The following is a 16,420-nucleotide window of genomic DNA, read 5'->3' as shown; positions in this document are numbered from 1 at the left end:
CGCCGCTCGCCCAAAATCTCTTCACGTGGAAATTGCATGAACGATCCTCGTCATGCCGATGCGTTGCAAACGCCTCAGGCATTCGCTGCGCCGGCGGTGCGCGATCTCACGGGTTTGCTCGACGCATTGCACGCCAGTGCCGCGCAGCGCGATATCGATGGCGGCCATGCCGCGCAGGAGAAACAATGGATCGCCGACGCGGGGCTGCTCACGCTCGCGGTGCCGCGCGAATTCGGCGGCCTCGGCGCGCGTTGGCCTGACATCTACGAGACGATCCGCAAGATTGCGCAAGTAGACAGCGCGCTCGCGCATCTGTTGGGCTTCACCTGCTTGCAGGTGGTCAGCGTCAATGTATGGGGCAATCCAGAACAACGTGCCCGCTATCTCGGCGGCACCGTGAGAGAACGATGGTGGTGGGGCAACGCCGTCAATCCGCTCGACACGCGACTCGTTGCAAGTGCAACGGATGACGGCGGCTACCTGCTCGACGGCCAGAAAGGCTTTTGCTCCGGCACACGTGGCTCGCACATGATGACGGTTTCCGCACACGATCCGCTCACCGGCAAACCGGTCTTCGGCGTGGTGCCGACCACGCGCGAAGGTATCACCGTTCACGAGGACTGGAATCCGATCGGCCAGCGGCAGACCGACAGCGGCAGCGTGTCCTTCGTGCGGGTCAAGCTCGAACCCGATGAAGTGATGGTGCGGCCCGACACACCGCACGCGAGTTTGCGCACGCTGATCTCGCAGCAGGTGCTGACGAATCTGTTCGTGGGCATCGCGCAAGGCGCGCTCGACGAAGCGCGTGCTTACGTCACGCAACACGGCAAGGCGTGGATCTATTCCGGCGTCGACAAGGCCACCGACGATCCCTACCTGATCCAGCGTTTCGGCGAGATGCGCCTGCAGGCAGTGAGCGCGGAAGCGTTGGCCATGCGTGCGGCCTGGTTGCTCGAGGACGCCTGGCAGCAAGGCCCATCGCTTAGCGCTGAAACACGCGCGCAGGTTGCGCTCGCCACGTCGGAGGCGAAGATCGTCGCGCATCGCGCCGCGCTCGACGTCAGCGAAAAAACTGTTCGATGCCTGTGGCGCCCGCGCCACGCACGCGCCGCTCGCGCTCGACCGTTTCTGGCGCAACGCCCGTGTGCATACGCTGCATGATCCGCTCGACTATCGGGTGCGCGACGTCGGCCGGTACGCGCTCACCGGCGCGTTGCCGGAAGTTTCTTTGTACACTTGAGGCGGTTCGCGGCGGCCTGTACGAGGCGCCGTGTTTGATCCCCTTCAAGAGATTCCCGGATTGCAGTTCAAATTACCGACCACCGCAACGGCGCCGTTTTGCCCATCCGAAGTGCAAGGCTCGGTGGCCGTCTCGCAAGGCGCGCCTTTCTGGAAGAAAATCCTGCAGTTCGCAGGGCCCGGCCTGCTGATCTCGATCGGCTACATGGATCCGGGCAACTGGGCCACCGACATCGAGGCCGGATCGCGCTATGGCTACAGCCTGCTGTTCGTCGTCATGCTGTCGAGTCTCGCGGCGATGGCGCTGCAATGCCTGAGCATGCGCCTTGGCATCGCGACCGGGCGTGATCTCGCGGCGTTGTCGAGAGATCGTTATTCGCCGGCTGTGGCGCGCTTTCAGTGGCTGCTCGCGGAACTGTCGATTGTGGCGTGCGACCTGGCCGAAGTACTGGGCGGCGCGCTCGCCTTCCATCTGCTATTCAAATGCTCGCTGACCACCGGCGTCCTGCTGACCGCGTTCGATACGCTGATCGTGCTCGGCCTGAAGGGCAAGAACTTTCGCGACCTCGAAGCGATCATGCTCGGGCTGATCGCGACCATCGGCGTGGGATACATCATCGAGCTGGCGCTGGTGCAGCCGCATTGGCCGTCGGTCGCGCAGGGGCTGATTCCGTCGTGGCAGGCTTTGAGTTCGCGCGAACCCATGTATCTGGCAATCGGCATTCTCGGTGCGACCGTCATGCCGCATAACCTCTATCTGCATTCGTCGATTGTGCAGACACGCGCGGTGAAGCGCGACCCCGCCAGCATCCGCTCGGCGATCAGCATGTCGCGCATCGACACGATCGCCGCGCTGGTGCTCGCGCTGCTGATCAACATGGCGATCCTGATTCTTGCCGCCGCGGCGTTCCATGCCACCGGCCACAATCAGGTCACCGAAATCGAAGATGCCTACAAGCTGCTCGCGCCCATCGTCGGCACCGGTTTCGCGGCGGTGTTGTTCGCCGTGACCCTGCTCGCTTCGGGACAAAGCTCGACCTTCACCGGCACCGTGGCGGGGCAGGTCATCATGGAAGGCTTCCTGAAGCTGAAGATTCCGTGCTGGCAACGGCGCTTCATTACGCGGGCACTCGCCTTGATCCCCGCCCTGATCGGCGTGCAGATGATGGGCAATGGCGCAGTCGGCAAACTGCTGGTTGCCAGCCAGGTCGTGCTGAGCTTGCAATTGCCGTTCGCGCTTTATCCGCTGATCCGCATGACCAGCGACCGTTCGTTGATGGGCGAATTCGCCAACACGCTGCTGACGCGGTTCGTCGCGTGGACGCTGTTCGTGGTGATCAGTGCGGCGAATTTGTGGCTGGTGGTGCAGACGGTGGGATTGGCCGGCTGATCCGGCCTTTCGACGCGTGCCTTGTGTGGCCGCCGGCCGCTGGTTGCCCGCTGCCGACCGCCACGGCAGAGAGGGGACGAAAAAAAAGTCCGCGCGGAGGCGGACTTTCTAATCAAGGCTTCGGTTCGAAGCGGGCTGGACCTGCCCTCTTCGAGGTGATCACGCTGCTTGCGCGATCTGCGCTGCTTCGAGCGCTTCCTGGCGAGCCGCCGCGGCTTTCTTCGTCTTGCCGGCACGCGACGGCGGCTGGCATGCGCCACACACCACGTTATGTTGCAGATCGTGCTTGTGCGCCACGAACTTGCCGGTGCAGCGGCAGCATTTGGTCAATTGCAGAATGTCGGCGTCGAAGAAACGCACCAGCGTCCACGCACGCGTCAAGTCCAGCACGGGTTCGGTTTCGCTGTGCTGGCAATGTTCCAGATACAGCCGATACCCTTTGGTCAGCGCATCCAGATGCGAGCAGCGCGCTTCGTTCTTCAGGAACAGGTACGTGTTATAGAACAACGACGCGTGGATGTTCGCCAGCCACGTCATATACCAGTCCGCCGAGAACGGCAGCATGCCCTTGGGCGGCGATACGCCCTTGACCTCACGATACAGGCGGATCATGCGATCGCGCGAGAGCGTCAATTCACTCTCGAGCACTTGCATGCGTGCGCCCAGTTCGATCAGCGCAATGGCGCGGAATACTTCCTGTGCGTCTTCCGTCAGGCTACGCTTGAGCATCGCAGTCACCTCGATTAAGCGAACTGTTCAGCCGGCTGGCCTGCAAGCAGGATCGCCGCGTGAGTCGGTGCAACGGCGGCGTGCTTCGTCGTTTGCGTCAACGCCGACAACATCGAGTGGTCGTTGAAGCGGAAGAAGCACAAAAGCTGATCGGAAGCGGCCAGCTTGACGATCTGCGCGAGCGACAGCCCGGCAAGCAAATCAGCCAGTTCCGACGACAATCCCAGCCGGAACATGCCGACCGGTTTGTCCTCGCGCAACATACGTTGCGCGAGCATGATGTAAGACAAGTTGATCTCGCGGATTGAATCCAGCGTCTCGCTGCTACGGTCCATTTCTGTGTTTTCCGAAGCCCCGAATTACTATGTCGGCATTTTTTGCCGTTATGTCTTTTGTGCCTCGCCGGAAACGTTGTCCTCCGGCTACTGTCACCGCCTGATACAGTCAGCGACCTTTTGATACATCGCGTTACATTTCGTAACAGCTTGGGACGAATTGTATGAAGGGTAAAACAAGAAATCAATCCCTTCTCAAAAAAATATCTCAAAAAGATACATCAAATTTCGGTAACTCTTTCACGGTCCTGTAATAGCCGATGCCTAGCGAATTTTCCGCCATCGAGGATTTTTGTCTGATCCATGAAAACCCTTGTATGACGGGCGTTTCGTTCATTCGTATGAGCAAACGGCGCTGCCCGCAAGTCGGTCGGTAATTCCAGGTGAGCGCAGAAAGGAAATAGAAAGCGAGCTCAATATAGAGTAATAAATACCGCTCTAAAGCGCTGCTATGGGGACAAAACAGAGATGTAACAGGTTGGAGCGACCCCAGTTACAAACGGAGCCGCATTTGTAACTTCTTGCGTAACTTCTAGCAGCCGTTAGCGCGAACGCGTTCGACTTCGAGACCGAACGCCGGCCGCAGGCGTGTGCCCAGCACATTCCCGGCAAAGGCGGCGACCAGCCACAGCCAGCCGTGCAAGCTGCCTGACACGATGCCGCTGAAGTAGGCGCCGATGTTACAACCGTAGGCCAGACGGGCTCCGTAGCCCAGCATCAGGCCGCCGACCACCGCCGCAATCAGTGAGCGCGCCGGCACTTTCCACACCGGTGCGTAACGTCCGGCCAGCGCCGCGGCCGCCATCGCGCCGAGCACGATGCCGATATCCATCACCGAGGTGACGTCGTGTGTAACAGGAGCGGCGAGGGAGCCCGCGTTGGCGTGAGCGGCCCAATACGGCCAGTTGGCCACGTCGATGCCGAGCACGGCAAAGAACTTGGCGCCCCAGAGCGCGAACGCCGACGTCACGCCCCACGGGCGCCCGGAGAGCGCCAGCGTCGCGAAGTTGAGCAGAACCAGCGCAATCGCGCCGACGAACAGCGGCCACGGACCGTGCAGCCACGGCGACGTATGCGGCTGGCGCGGCGGCTCATTGATCAGTTGGCCATGACGGCGCCGTTCGATCAGAACGGTAAGTGCCGCGATGGCCGCGAACATGACCAGGTTCAGCGCGATGGCCCAGCCCGCGCCGAGCGCGCTCACCAATGAGAGCGGCTTGAGCGACGGCAAGGCGGTCCAGAACGGCATATGCGCGGTCGCGACGACCGAGCCGATAACGAATGCCGCCAGCGTAACGATCATGCGGGTGCTGCCGCCACCCACGGTGTACAACGTGCCGGACGCGCAGCCACCGCCCAATTGCATGCCGATACCGAACATGAACGCCCCGACCAGCACGGACGTGCCCGCCGGCGCGACAAGCCCGACGACCGGATGGCCGAACAGCGTGCCGGCCTGTAGCGCGGGGAAAAAACAGCAATACGCCGAGCGCGAGCATCAGCATTTGGGCGCGCAGGCCGGCGCCACGGCCGTCGGCGATAAAAAGCCGCCATGCCGACGTAAAGCCGAATGCCGCGTGGTAAAGCGACATGCCGAGCAGGGCGCCGACAAGATAGAGCGCCGCCTGGCGGCCGCTGACCGTCTGCGCCAGATAAACGGCGCCGAGCGCGATCAGAACGAGGGCGGCGCCGAGCGGTTTCGGATTGATATCGAAACGGCGTGGCACACGCGGGAGCGAAGTGGAGAGGTCGGACATGTGTGAGTTGACTGACAAGCGACGGGTCGAAGGCAGCCCGAGGACGGCTGGATAGCCACGTTCGGGGCGAGTATGCCGAAAGGGCAGTCAAAAAAGATAGCACGGATCGTGTGCTGCGGCAGGGCGGTTGAATGAGAGTGACGAGGGGCGATACCCGCCGCGTCCAGTATCGACTAGATAAACAGCGCCATCAGATCCGCATCATGAAACACACCGCCGACATTCAGCGCGCCGACCTCGCAGCCATATTTGCGAAAGCCAAACGACTCGTACAGTTTTCTCGCAGCTTCGTTGCGGCTGCCGACCAGCAACTGGATTTGCCGTAGACCTTCGACGCGCGAGGCCCGCGCCAGCAACTCGTTGAGCAACGCGCGCCCAACGCCGCGGCCCGCGGCTTCCGGGGCGACATACATGCCGATCACCGCGGCCTTGTGCCGCTGCTTGTCGCTAGGGTTGCGGATCAGACCGACCACGCCGATCAACGGTGTTCCAGCCGATGCGTAAGCGCCGAGCAAAAAATCGCCTTCAGCCGCACGCGAGTCCTTCAGCATTGCCTCGTGTTGTGACGCACCTTTGGCGAGCGCTTCCTCGTAACTCTGGCCGAACGAATCCGGATGCGCCTTCAACCCACGCAGGCGAAGCTGGAAGTAGTCGTCGCGGTCATTCGGACCGAGTTGGCGTACGAGTACGGCGTTGTCGTTCAAGTGCATCTCTCCGCGTAAATCAGCGAGTGAAAGGACAAAGGTTCGATGCAGGAGTGTGCTCCGTCTTCTACCGTCAGGCTACGGTTGGCGTGCTGCCTCGGCGCGATGGCTTTCGCCGAATTCGCGCAGTGCCGCCGCAGTTTGCTGATCGGCCGGAAAGAAAGCCTCAATGGCGAGCTCCGAGAGTGTCACGTCCACCGGTGTGCCGAACACCGTGGTCGTGCTGAAAAACGACAGCACGCCGATCGGCGTGCGCAGCCGCAGCGGCACCGCGATCTGATTGACGGCGGCGTTGTCGTGCTCGGCCGGTTCCGCGTCCGGCGGCGCAGGATAGGTGGCCAGCTCCTCGCGCAGCGCGCTCAGCGTGTCGTCGCCGCTCACGTCGATTTGCCGCTGCAGCCGAGCCAGTATGTGCTCGCGCCAGGCATGCCAATTGACGATCGACGCCGCGATGCCCTCCGGATGCAAGCTCAGGCGCAGCGCATTGACCGGCGGCTTCAGCAGTTCCGGACTGGCGCCGGTCAGCAGAGGCGCGAGCGCGTTGTTCGCGGCAATGATGGTCCAGTGCCGGTCGATGGCGAGCGCCGGGTAGGGCTCGTGTCCCTTCAGCACCAGGTCGACGGCCTCGCGCGCGGCGGCCAATTGCGGATCCGATAGTGGACGCTCCCGGAACAGCGGCGCGTAACCGGCCGCGACCAGCAGCGCGTTGCGTGCTCGCAGCGGCACGTCGAGCCGTTCGGCAAGATGCATGACCATTTCCCGGCTCGGTACCGCGCGGCCCGATTCGACGAAGCTCAAATGCCGGGTCGAAATATCGGCTTCAGCCGCAAGCAGCAACTGGCTCATTCTTCGCCGCTGACGCCATTCACGCAGCAGATCGCCGACTGTGCGGCTGGCCGCCGGCGCATGCGACGGGACGGTTTGCGCAAGAGATAGTGTATTCATGCCACCGATGATAGCCAAACCGCGCCAGCGATCCATTACCTGGGAGGTAATGGAATACCCCGGAATACACCCGGCCACGCCTACGAAACCCCGGAAACGCGTCTGATAGCAAAGTCAATCCAACGTACTGGTGAACTGCGGCACCGGCAGAACGGCAAACGCGATTCAGGCCGCCGCCGCACCTTCCGGCACCGCGTTGAGTTTGACGCCGAGCGCGCGCAGCAATTTGAACACCGTGTCCATGCGCGGTTTCGAACCGGGCGCGAGCGTTTTGTAGAGGCTTTCGCGCCCGAGTCCGGCGTCTGCCGCAACTCTGGCGATACCGCGCGCTTTGGCGATGTCGGCGATAGCGGCGAGCAGGACGTCGGCGTCGCCGTCTTCAAGCGCTGCGTTGAGATACTCAGCAATCGCTTCCTCGCTATCGAGGTAGTCCGACGCGTCGAACCGCGCGGTTTTGATCTTGCTCATGACAGTTCCTCTCTGATTGCTATCCACATTGTTTTGGCATGCTTGATATCGGCCGGCTGGGTGGACTTGTCACCACTGCAGAGCAGCAGATACACCATGCGCCCTTCACGCGCGAAGTAGACCCGATACCCCGGTCCGCAGTCGATGCACATCTCGGATACACCGTCTTCCAGCAATTTCACGTCGCCGAAATGCCCGCGTTCCGCACGCCGGATCCGCACGAGTATCTTTGCCCTCGCTCGTACATCCGCGAGCCGCGCAAGCCAGGCGTCGAATTCCTCGGTGCGGTTGACCGTGTACACAGGTGGTGAACCGATCTGTTGAGAATTGTATCCGTGTGGATACGGTCTTGCAAGTGTGAAAACCATATTGAAAAAGCGCCCCCGTGTCCGTGTCGGTCGAGTACGTCGTATGCCGCGCGCCGCGCCGCGCGGCCCCATTCGCCACACGAGGTTAGCGGCTGCCGCCGCGGCTGACGACTCGGCCGGATGGCCAATTCGACGGACAACGAAACGCGCGCGAATGCTTACCTCCCGCGTAATCGACGCACCGCGCCCAAGCCGTCAATCTTCACTCCGAGCCCGCCGCATACAACCTGTCTGCCGAGCGTAGTGCTCAGTCATGCCAACGAAGGAGTCTCAAGATGAACGCGCATACCGATCTGATCGACCGTTATTTCGACGCCTGGAACGAAACCGACGGCGCGCGCCGTCGCGAGTTGATCGCCGCGACATGGAGCGCCGACGCCGACTATCGCGACCCGCTGCTGGCAGGCGCGGGCCACGACGGCATCGACGCGATGATCCGCGCGGTGCACGAGCGCTTCCCGCATCACACGTTTCGCCGTACGGGCCAGGTCGACGGCTTTGCCGACCGGCTGCGTTTCGCATGGGAACTGACCACGCCCGCGGGCGACGCGATCGTGAAGGGATCCGACTTCGGCGTGGTCGATCCGCATGGACGCTTGCGGGCCGTCACCGGCTTCCTCGACCAGGTGCCGGACGGCGCCTGAGCACCGCCTTTTTTTACGGAGACAATCATGCACGAGCCCGCTGCTGCCACGGCACCCCAAACGGCCATCGCGTTGGCGCGCCTGTCGGGCGCCGTCGACTCGCTTTCCAGCGCAATCGCCGGCTTCGCGCTGCTCGCCGGTGCGCGTGCCTTCATGTTCATCGCGCTGCTGGGCTGGCGCGAGCCGGTGTTGGGCGGCGCGGGTCTCGTGCTGCTGGCGGTGGTCGGCTGGCTGCGCTGGCAGTGCGGCGCAGCCGAGTCTCTACCGGCGATGCGAAACGTCCGGCCGACGACTCGCTCCGGCAACGCAACGTGCAGCCGCCACGCGCCACCCTCGACGAATGGCCGCGACGTTGCTTGCTACAATCGTCCGCTGGAATGCTATTCGACGCGCGGACACGCTTCGGTCTAGCCGGGCAGCTGCTGCTTCGGCCCGACACGAACGCGGGCGTGAACCGCTCGCTTCGCGCGACCCGATAACCACCGTCCAAACCTCGGCGGCCAACCGCCAATTGGACTACAAGGAGACACCGTGCTGAAGAATCTGGACCCGCTGCTGAACGCCGACATACTGCATGCATTGCGCGCGATGGGCCATGGTGACGAACTCGTCATCTGCGACGCCAATTTTCCCGGCGACTCGGTTGCGCGTGAGAGTGTCCTCGGCAAAGTGCTGCGCCTCGACGGCGTGAGTGCGCCGCGCGCGATTCGCGCGGTGCTGTCGGTGATGCCGCTGGATACCTTCATCGAGCATCCCGCGTCGCGCATGGAAGTGGTGGGCGAGCCGCACACGATTCCCACCGTGCAGCGCGAGGCACAGGTCGAGATCAACGCAGCGGAAGGGCGCGATGTGCCGTTCGCGTCGATCGAGCGGTTTGCGTTTTATGAGCGGGCGCGCAAAGCGTATTGCGTGATCGCGACCGGTGAAGAGCGCGGCTATGGTTGCTTCGTCTTCACGAAGGGCGTTCTGCTCGCGCCGGACGCGCCTCAGTCGTAACTTTCGTCAGTGCCATCGCGGCGCAACGCCGTGCGCGCAACGTGCCGGTCGCCGCACGCGAATCTCGCGCACGTGCTAACTTTTCGTCTGATCGCCGTCGGCTGATCAGCCTGATCCGCCACGGCGCATCGCTTGACATCACGGTGACGAAAACCATGAGCTTCTCGATAGACAGTCTCGATCATCTCGTTCTGAACGTCGCCGACGTGGAAGTCAGCGCGGCGTGGTACGCACGTATGCTCGGCATGCGGCGCGCCGAGTTCGAGTCGCGCACGGGCACGCGGGTGGCGATGTTTTACGGCAATCAGAAGATCAATCTGCGTCCCGCGACCGCCGATACCGTCGCGTGGTTCACCGGCCGCGAGCCGGTGCCCGGCAGCGCCGATCTGTGTTTCGTCACGACCACGAGCCCGGCCGAGGTCAAGGCGCATTGGCTCGCCCAAGGCGTCGAAATCGAGGCCGGACCGGTGGAGCGCGACGGCGCGCGCGGCAAGATGACCTCGGTGTATTGCCGCGATCCGGACGGCAATCTGATCGAAGTCGCAACGTATCCTCAAGCATAAACACGGCGGCGATTCCGCCGTCGGCATGCACCGCGGACGCTAACGAGCGGATCGCCCGGACACCTTTTTCCTTCCCGACATGCGGCGCGTCCCGCGCCGCTCATTCTGGTCCGAGCTAGGAAAAGGCGGCCAAACCGCCTATTGTCAGGTGCAAAGTCGGGAACTGCGGGCTGTCGGCGGGGTCTGCTGCTTATTCATTTACAGGAGCCCCTCATGTCGCGTCCCGTCGATTCCGGCGTTATCCTCATCGCTCGTATCGCCCTTGCCGTGCTGTTCCTGTGGGGCGGTGTGATGAAGCTGCTGGGCTATGCGGGGTTTGTCGGCTACCTGCATTCGAAGGGCGTGCCGTTCGTGCAGGTAGCCGCGCCGATTGCTACGGCGGTCGAGGCGCTCGGCGGTCTGTTGCTGATCGTCGGCTTCAAGGTGCGCCCGCTCGCGCTGATCCTGGCGGTGTACACGGTGGCGGCGGCGGTGCTGGGCCACGATTTCTGGAATGTCACCGACGCCGCCTTGCAACGCGACATGGTCATCCATTTCTGGAAGAACATCGGCATTGCCGGCGGTTTCCTGCTGCTGTTCGTGACGGGCGCGGGGCGTCTCAGCATCGACGGTGCGCGAGCGCCGCGTGGCGGACTCGGGCTTTGACACGGCAGTTGAGGTAGTCTGTGCGGGTCGCTTTCGATTCTGGCTGTAACCAAGGGAGCAAATAATGATTCAAAGTTTTGAGCAAACCATTGGCGGCAAAGTTACGCAGCTGTGCGCGAGTCTTGGTGAAGGGCCCACGCCGCATCGGGTGATTATCAGCCTGGCTGATTCGGCGAAGACACTGGTGGTTCTGGATGCGTCCGGGTTCATCAGCACGATCAAGGCCGAGATCGAGGAGCCGGAAAAGCTGATCGCCGACGCCATCGCCAAAGCGCGAGACGAAGGGCTGATCGAGCGCGCAATCGACACCGGCACGATCCAGGAAGCGTCGCTATAGCCACGCAGTACAAGGTTGTAGCGCGCTACTGACAAACTGTCCGTAACCACCCCCGCCATGCGCAAGCATCGCGGGGGTCGATTTTTTGTGCGCGCGATATCGGGAGGCGCCATACTCAGCGCGATTCGCCGGCCCGTTCGCGACATGCAGGGCGACGCGCGGAGTCCGACGACTGCGGTTGCGGATGCACGAAGCAGCTCAGCACGCCGCCGATCGCCAGCAAGCCGACCGAGACGGCAGTCGATGCCCGCATGCCCGAGACGATCTGCGTGGCGGCCGCGCCGCTCGCCAACGCGCCGAAAGCCGCCACGCCGACCGCGCCCCCTGCCTGCCGGGCGGTATTCAACACGGCGGACGCCGTGCCTGCACGTGCCGCGTCCGTCGAGGCGAGCACGGCCGTGGTCATCGCTGGGACCGCGAGGCCCATGCCGGACGGAATCAGCAGGAACGGCAGCAGCAGGCCGATGAGCGGCGTGCCGGCGTCGACGAAATGCAGCAGGCCATAACCGAGCCCGGCCGTGATCGCGCCCGCGATCATCGGCACGCGCACGCCGAAGCGGCCGACCACCCAGCCGCTCGCCACGTTCGACAGCAGAAAGCCGCCCGTCAGCGGCAGGAAGGCAAGGCCCGCCTGCAACGGCGTGTAGCCGCGCACGCGCTGCAAATACAGGCTCAGCACGAACACCATGCCGTAGTAGGTCAGATTCACGCAAATGCCGAACAGCACCGCCACGCTGAACGAGCGCTTGCCGAAGAGCGAGAGCGGCAGCATCGGCGCCGCGACGCGCGATTCCACCACGATAAAGGCGCCCGCTGCGATGAGCGCCAGCACGAAGCCGCCGGCCACGAGCGGGTGACCGAGCCCTAGCGGCCGCCATTCGATCACAGCGGCGACGAACGCGGTCAGCGCGACGATGGCCAGACACTGGCCGCTCAGATCGATGCCGCGCGGCTTCATGTCGGAACGAGCGGCTGCCGCCGCTTGCGGGCCTTGACGCGTCGTGGCCTCGGGCCGTGGCACCCAAAGCAGGGTGGCCAGAAAGCCGGCGGCGCAAATCGGCAGATTGACGAGAAAGATGCTGCGCCAGCCGAACGCCGCGATCAGCAGGCCGCCGGCCACCGGCCCCGCCGCGATCGCAATCGCGCCCGCCGCGGTCCACAGACCGACTGCGCGAGCCCGCAGTTTGGGATCGTGTCCGTACGACTGATTGAGCAGCGCCAGCGAGTTCGGCAGCATGGCGGCGGCGCCGATGCCTTGCACTGCGCGCGCGGCGACCAGCATGGTTGCGTCGAGCGCGAGGCCGCAGGCGAGCGACGCAAGCGCGAACAGCACGATGCCGGCCGCGTACAGGCGTCGCGCGCCGAAGCGGTCGCCGAGCGCGCCGGCGGACAACATCAGCACGGCGAACGCGAGCGTGTAGGCGTCGACGACCCATTGCAGGCCCGCGACATTCGCATGCAGATCCGCGCCGATTTTCGGCAACGCGATGTTGACGATGGTCACGTCGAGTTGCGTGACGACGAAGCCGACACTGACCGTCGCGAGAACACGGCCGAGTGCCGACGAGTGAGGGGAATTTGAGGAGTTCATGCGATACATCGTAGGCCCGATGCAGCGCACCATGTTTCGGGGCGGCGTGAAGTGTGGATGTCACGCGCAAGCGCAGGGCGTCGAGCACCGATGGTGCAAACAAAAACGGCGCACCGTTTGCGGTGCGCCGTCGTTGCAAAGCACAAGCAGCCGATCAGCGCTTCTGCGGCGCGTCCTTGATGAACAGCGTGGTCAGTGCGCCGAGAATGCAGATCGCGCCGACGTACATCGGCGCGGCCATCGGGTTCGACTTCATCATCAGCGACACGGCGATCGGTGTAAGGCCGCCGAACACGGCGTACGCCACGTTGTACGAGAACGAGATGCCCGAGAAGCGCACCACTGGCGGGAACGCCTTGACCATCACGAACGGAATCGCGCCAATCACGCCGACGAACAGGCCCGCCAGCGCGTACAGCGGCACCAGCGCCGAGGTGTCGGCGGCGAGTTGCTGAAACATCACGTAGTACGTCACCGCCAGCGCCAGGCCGCCGATGAAAATCGTGCGCCCCGCGCCGATGCGCCCGGCAATCGAGCCCGCCATCACGCAACCGATCGTCAGGCACAGCGTCGCCACGCAGTTCGCCAGCAGCGCGGTGGCCGGCGCGATATGGAACTGCTTTTGCAGCAGCGTCGGCGTCATCAGAATCACCACGACGATCGCGGCCGAGAGCATCCACGTGAGCAGCATCGAGACGATCACGGCGCGGCCGTGGTCGCGCAGCACGGCCTTGAGCGGCACTTCGGCGGCGATTGCCTTGCGCTGCTTGAGTTCGGCGAACACCGGCGTCTCATGCAGCCAGCGGCGCAGGTAGACCGAGAACATGCCGAACACGCCGCCCACCAGGAACGGAATGCGCCACGCGTACGCGGAGATTTCCGCCGGCGCGAAGTTGCGGTTCACCGCCGAGGCAATCAGCGAGCCGAGCAGGATGCCCGCCGTGAGGCCGGCCGTCAGCGTGCCGCACGCATAGCCGATGTGCCGCTGCGGCACGTGCTCCGAGACGAACACCCAGGCGCCCGGCACTTCGCCGCCGACCGCCGCGCCTTGCATCACGCGAAACAGCAGCAGCAGGACCGGCGCCAGCACGCCGATGCTGGCGTAGGTGGGCAGCAGGCCCATCATCAGCGTCGGCACCGACATGAGCAGCACGCTCAGTGTGAACATGCGCTTGCGGCCGAACAGATCGCCGAAGTGCGCCATGATGATGCCGCCGAGCGGCCGCGCCAGATAGCCCGCGGCGAAGATGCCGAAGGTTTGCACCTGGCGCAGCCAGTCCGGCATTGCCGCCGGGAAGAATAGCTGGCCGATCGCCGGCGCGAAAAATACGAAGATGATGAAGTCGTAGAACTCCAGCGCCCCGCCGAGGGCGGCGAGGCCGAGCGTCTTGTAATCGCTGCGCCCAAGAGGGCGTGGGGTGACAGCCTGCGCTCCACCCAGATTTGTCGCTTGCATTGCTTGTGTCTTGTCTTGAATTGGGAGCCACACGTAGCGCGTGGAAATACGGCGGTCGTCGGGCGAGAAGTGTGGCAAGCGCTGGGTAGAGCACGGGACACCGGCACGCCGCCCGGGTAGGGCAAGCGCGATGACGATTAAGGCCAGGCGGGGATTTTACAGGATGAAAGCGGAATGCTTCGGGAAGTCCTTAATTAGATTGAGAAAAGTTCCCGGGAATGTGCCTTTTCGGAAGCGAGCGCGACGACAGTGTTTTCGGGACTTTTCCCTGGCGAATGTAGGAATGCAGAGCGGCTTTGTCCGAGCGGATTGATTCATATGTAAATTAGGATTGCTCCTATGGGATGGATCGGGCCCGCCTCTGAGAATCGCGTCCGAGCTATCAGTTACGAGTCATCCCATGCGTATTGCCATTCTTCAACGTGACCTGGTCATGCGTCAGTCGATCGAAAAGGTCCTGACGGCCACCGGGCATTCCTGCACGACCTTTGACGACGGCCTGAGCATGTCGAGAACGCTCGCGCGTTCCACCGTGGATCTGCTGGTGCTCGACTGGCACGGCCTGCGTCTGTCCGGCGCCGATGTTTTGCGCGCGGCGCGCGCGGTGGGCGGCGACCGTCTGCCGGTCATGTTCGCATCGGTGGACACGGCGGAGGAAAACATCGTGCGCGCGTTCGTCGCCGGCGCGGACGACTATGTCGCGCTGCCGCTGCGCGCGGCCGAGTTCCGCGAGCGGGTCGCGGCGCTGCTGCGGCGGGCGTATCCGGACCGCTTCAGCTCCGCGAGCTTCGACGTCGGTCCGTACCACTTCGACACGCACCGCCAACTCGTCATGCTGCGCGGCGAGCCGGTCCAGTTGTCCGGCACGCAGTACCGTCTGGCGTCGCTGTTCTTCTCCAACATCGGACGCGTGCTGTCGCGCGATCACATCTTTGCGATGGTGTGGGGCCGCGAGTTCCGCGAATTCACCCGCACGATCGACAGTCACGTTTCGCGGCTGCGCCTTCTGCTCGAAATCGAGCCGCAAAACGAATTCCGGCTGCAGCCGGTGTATAAAAGCGGCTACCGGCTGCTGCATTTGCGTCAGGGCGCAGCCGCCGATATCGATGCGGATATCGATGTCGAGAAGAAAGCGGCCTGAAGTCAACCAGCCGCGTCAGATCAAATCTGCGGCAGCGCGGGGCGTGTTTCGAGCGCCTTGCGAATCAATGCTTCGACCGCCTTGCGTTCGTCGCCGGCCAGCGGCAGACGGGGCGGGCGCACCGGCTCCGTGCCCAGTCCGACGATCGCTTCGGCGAGCTTGATGTTCTGCACCAGCTTCGCCGATACGTCGAGCGCGAGCAGCGGCGCAAACCAGCGGTAGATCGCCCGCGCTTCCTCGAGGCGTCCCGCCTTCAGCAACTTGTAGATCACCACGGTCTCACGCGGAAACGCGCACACGAGACCGGCCACCCAGCCATGCGCGCCCATCAGGATCGCCTCCATCGCGAGATTGTCGACGCCGCAGAGAATCGCGAAACGGTCGCCGACCGCGTTGATCAGGTCGGTCACGCGCCGTACATCGCCGCATGATTCCTTGATCGCGACGATCTTCTTCTCGTCGGCGATTTCCGCGAACATGTCGGGCGTCATGTCGACGCCGTAGGCGAGCGGATTGTTGTAGATCATCAGCGGCAGCGCGCTCGCGTCGGCGACGCTGCGGAAATGGTGCAGCGTCTCGCGGCGGTCCGACAGGTAACGCAGCCCCGGCAGGACCATGTAACCGGCCGCGCCATGACGGCTGCCCGCTTCGGCCTGACGGCAGGCGTCGAGCGTGCTGTTCTCGGCGATCGTCAACAGGACCGGAACGCGGCCGCGCGAGGCTTCGACAGCGATGTCGAGCACTTGCAGCTTTTCATCCAGCGAGAGCGTCGACGCTTCGCCCAGCGATCCGCACACGATGATGCCGTCCACACCCGCGTCGATCTGCGCCTCGATATTCTTGCCGGTCCACGCACGGTCTATGCTGAAATCCGCGTTGAATTTGGTGGTGACTGCGGGCAATACGCCTTCCCAGATATGCGCCACGACTGCTCTCCTGAGTGTGATGAGTTCAAGCGCAGTGTAAGCAGGGAAAATCCCGCCGTCTTGCGTGAATCGCGCGCGACGGATGACGATTTCAGCACAGTCGCTTTGCCCGTAGTATCGCCGGAACAAGGCGGATGGCCTATTTCAGGATGGCGGGCGAGGCGCGTCTAGAGCGCGTGACCGGCA

General features: G+C 63.6%; 17 protein-coding genes and 2 pseudogenes. 9 read left to right on the top strand and 10 right to left on the bottom strand.

The window, feature by feature from the left end:
- Window positions 1-36: 36 nt before the first annotated feature.
- Both B0G74_RS25920 and B0G74_RS25915 read left to right on the top strand, forming a co-directional pair.
- Window positions 37-1,240: pseudogene (locus B0G74_RS25920) on the top strand (acyl-CoA dehydrogenase family protein).
- Window positions 1,241-1,300: 60 nt separating this feature from the next.
- Window positions 1,301-2,629, top strand: a complete 1,329-nt coding sequence (locus B0G74_RS25915) for an Nramp family divalent metal transporter (RefSeq protein ID WP_132379360.1) — start codon at window positions 1,301-1,303, stop codon at window positions 2,627-2,629.
- 159 nt (window positions 2,630-2,788) lie between these two features.
- Here the strand turns inward: B0G74_RS25915 and flhC are convergent, their stop codons facing one another.
- The 7 genes and pseudogenes from flhC to B0G74_RS25880 form a co-directional block, all read right to left on the bottom strand.
- Window positions 2,789-3,358, bottom strand: coding sequence for a flagellar transcriptional regulator FlhC (flhC, locus tag B0G74_RS25910; RefSeq protein WP_007177883.1), 570 nt, complete (start codon window positions 3,356-3,358; stop codon window positions 2,789-2,791).
- A 14-nt stretch (window positions 3,359-3,372) separates the two neighbouring features.
- Window positions 3,373-3,693 (bottom strand): flagellar transcriptional regulator FlhD, encoded by a 321-nt coding sequence (flhD, locus tag B0G74_RS25905; protein ID WP_028194930.1) that lies wholly within the window; start codon window positions 3,691-3,693, stop codon window positions 3,373-3,375.
- Window positions 3,694-4,225: 532 nt separating this feature from the next.
- Window positions 4,226-5,450: pseudogene (locus B0G74_RS25900) on the bottom strand (YeeE/YedE family protein).
- Window positions 5,451-5,623: 173 nt separating this feature from the next.
- Window positions 5,624-6,160, bottom strand: a complete 537-nt coding sequence (locus tag B0G74_RS25895) for a GNAT family protein (RefSeq protein ID WP_132377697.1) — start codon at window positions 6,158-6,160, stop codon at window positions 5,624-5,626.
- Window positions 6,161-6,232: 72 nt separating this feature from the next.
- Entirely contained in the window at window positions 6,233-7,099 is an 867-nt protein-coding gene (locus tag B0G74_RS25890; RefSeq protein WP_243658304.1) for a helix-turn-helix transcriptional regulator, read from the bottom strand.
- A gap of 165 nt (window positions 7,100-7,264) precedes the next feature.
- A complete protein-coding gene (locus tag B0G74_RS25885; RefSeq protein ID WP_132377695.1) occupies window positions 7,265-7,567 on the bottom strand; it encodes an addiction module antidote protein in 303 nt (100 codons plus the stop codon).
- Window positions 7,564-7,935, bottom strand: coding sequence for a type II toxin-antitoxin system RelE/ParE family toxin (locus B0G74_RS25880; protein ID WP_132377694.1), 372 nt, complete (start codon window positions 7,933-7,935; stop codon window positions 7,564-7,566). The genes B0G74_RS25885 and B0G74_RS25880 overlap by 4 nt, the downstream gene beginning before the upstream one ends.
- A gap of 275 nt (window positions 7,936-8,210) precedes the next feature.
- On the opposite strand from B0G74_RS25880, the gene B0G74_RS25875 reads away from it, so the two are divergent.
- The 6 genes from B0G74_RS25875 to B0G74_RS25850 all read left to right on the top strand — a co-directional run bounded on the left by B0G74_RS25875 (window position 8,211) and on the right by B0G74_RS25850 (window position 11,120).
- Window positions 8,211-8,579 carry a nuclear transport factor 2 family protein gene (locus B0G74_RS25875; protein WP_132377693.1) on the top strand — a complete coding sequence of 123 codons (369 nt, stop codon included), beginning with the start codon at window positions 8,211-8,213 and terminating at the stop codon, window positions 8,577-8,579.
- Between the two features lie 27 nt (window positions 8,580-8,606).
- Entirely contained in the window at window positions 8,607-8,990 is a 384-nt protein-coding gene (locus B0G74_RS25870; RefSeq protein ID WP_132377692.1) for a hypothetical protein, read from the top strand.
- Between the two features lie 120 nt (window positions 8,991-9,110).
- Window positions 9,111-9,575: an RbsD/FucU domain-containing protein gene (locus B0G74_RS25865; RefSeq protein WP_132377691.1), complete on the top strand. Its 465-nt coding sequence runs from the start codon at window positions 9,111-9,113 to the stop codon at window positions 9,573-9,575.
- A gap of 155 nt (window positions 9,576-9,730) precedes the next feature.
- Complete coding sequence (locus tag B0G74_RS25860) at window positions 9,731-10,138, top strand: VOC family protein (RefSeq protein ID WP_132377690.1); 408 nt, start codon at window positions 9,731-9,733, stop codon at window positions 10,136-10,138.
- Between the two features lie 213 nt (window positions 10,139-10,351).
- Entirely contained in the window at window positions 10,352-10,783 is a 432-nt protein-coding gene (locus tag B0G74_RS25855; protein WP_132377689.1) for a DoxX family protein, read from the top strand.
- A 64-nt stretch (window positions 10,784-10,847) separates the two neighbouring features.
- Complete coding sequence (locus B0G74_RS25850; RefSeq protein ID WP_132377688.1) at window positions 10,848-11,120, top strand: hypothetical protein; 273 nt, start codon at window positions 10,848-10,850, stop codon at window positions 11,118-11,120.
- A gap of 115 nt (window positions 11,121-11,235) precedes the next feature.
- On the opposite strand, the gene B0G74_RS25845 is transcribed toward B0G74_RS25850, so the two are convergent.
- Together B0G74_RS25845 and B0G74_RS25840 are read right to left on the bottom strand one after the other, a co-directional pair.
- Entirely contained in the window at window positions 11,236-12,711 is a 1,476-nt protein-coding gene (locus B0G74_RS25845; protein WP_207915698.1) for an MFS transporter, read from the bottom strand.
- Window positions 12,712-12,865: 154 nt separating this feature from the next.
- Window positions 12,866-14,167 (bottom strand): MFS transporter, encoded by a 1,302-nt coding sequence (locus B0G74_RS25840; RefSeq protein ID WP_132377686.1) that lies wholly within the window; start codon window positions 14,165-14,167, stop codon window positions 12,866-12,868.
- 400 nt (window positions 14,168-14,567) lie between these two features.
- Here B0G74_RS25840 and B0G74_RS25835 point away from each other — a divergent pair, with 400 nt between their 5' ends.
- On the top strand, window positions 14,568-15,308 hold the full coding sequence (locus tag B0G74_RS25835; RefSeq protein WP_132377685.1) for a response regulator transcription factor: 741 nt from the start codon (window positions 14,568-14,570) through the stop codon (window positions 15,306-15,308).
- A 20-nt stretch (window positions 15,309-15,328) separates the two neighbouring features.
- Here the strand turns inward: B0G74_RS25835 and B0G74_RS25830 are convergent, their stop codons facing one another.
- Window positions 15,329-16,234: a dihydrodipicolinate synthase family protein gene (locus B0G74_RS25830; RefSeq protein WP_132377684.1), complete on the bottom strand. Its 906-nt coding sequence runs from the start codon at window positions 16,232-16,234 to the stop codon at window positions 15,329-15,331.
- Window positions 16,235-16,420: the final 186 nt, after the last annotated feature.

It is taken from the genome of Paraburkholderia sp. BL9I2N2, assembly GCF_004339745.1.
Lineage (GTDB): Bacteria > Pseudomonadota > Gammaproteobacteria > Burkholderiales > Burkholderiaceae > Paraburkholderia.
The sequence above is the reverse complement of the archived record's forward strand: the minus strand, read 5'-3'. Positions and strand labels throughout refer to the sequence as shown.